Source organism: Phocaeicola sp. RTP21198st1_B8_RTP21198_201120, from assembly GCF_040929485.1.
In the GTDB taxonomy this organism is placed as follows: Bacteria; Bacteroidota; Bacteroidia; order Bacteroidales; family Bacteroidaceae; genus Phocaeicola; species Phocaeicola dorei.
The window spans coordinates 1-1,114 of the sequence record NZ_JBCOCI010000497.1 but is presented as its reverse complement, the minus strand read 5'-3'; the positions used below and the strand labels follow the sequence as shown (position 1 = coordinate 1,114).

The following is a 1,114-nucleotide window of genomic DNA, read 5'->3' as shown; positions in this document are numbered from 1 at the left end:
ACTGCTACGGAATTGGGAGCCACTTTCGCTCTGACCGAAGTAGTGTCCGATCAGGCTGCATCCGCTACCCGTACCGTGAAAATCGTGAACGATAAAGATTTAGTAGTCATGGATGAGATAAAGGCAAGAACGGATAAATCCGCCAAAGTACGCTGGTGCATGGTGACGCCTGCCGTCCCGACGGTGGAAAGTAACCGCATCGTACTAACTAATGGAAGCAAAGTGATGTATCTCACAGCCAGCGGAACCGTAAAGCCTACCTACAAAACATGGAGTACCACTAGTGAAAACTCTTATGACCAGGCTAATCCGGGCACTTATATGGTCGGCTTTGAAGCAACGGTCACAGCCAACCAGACTGCCACATTTACTACAACCCTGTCCCCCAAATAAAATGAATTGAACGTATGAGAATCTTATTATTATCTATACTAGGGCTTCTAACATTGGCAGCAACAATACACGAATATGGATACCCGCCTGACGGAAAAGACACTTCCCCGCACGCTCTCTGCCGAGGGTGAGTTTGTCCCTTCGAATATCTATTGGTGGTGCAGCGGGTTCTATCCCGGCTCCCTCTGGTATATCTATGAATATACCCGGAACGATGCTGTGAAGGCGCTGGCCGAGAAGAATACGCTGAAACTCGACTCTATACAGTACGTGACCAGAGATCACGATGTAGGTTTCCAGTTGAACTGCAGTTATGGGAATGCTTTCCGGCTGACGGGCAATGAGGCTTATAAACAGGTGCTCTATCAGGGAGCTAAATCCTTGTCAACCCGCTTCAAACCTACCGCCGGTGTAATCCGTAGCTGGGACTTTGTGCGCAAAGGTTGTGACTGGAAGTTCCCGGTGATTATTGACAATATGATGAATCTGGAATTACTGTTATCCATGTCGAAAGCCTATGCCGATGATTCTTTGCAGAACATAGCCTGCACACATGCCAACACCACTATCCTGAATCATTTCCGCGATGATTACTCTACGTATCATCTAGTGGATTACGATCCTGAAACCGGAGAAGTGCGCGGCAAGCAGACAGTGCAGGGTTTCTCGGACAATTCTTCCTGGAGCCGTGGACAGGCATGGGCCTTGTATAGCTATACGA

The 1,114-nt window shown here is 48.3% G+C and carries 2 pseudogenes; both read left to right on the top strand.

What is annotated here, in order from left to right:
* Positions 1 to 393: pseudogene (locus AB5935_RS27590) on the top strand (Heparinase II/III-like protein); the annotation flags it as partial.
* A gap of 14 nt (positions 394 to 407) precedes the next feature.
* Positions 408 to 1,114, top strand: a pseudogene (locus AB5935_RS27585) (glucuronyl hydrolase); the annotation flags it as partial.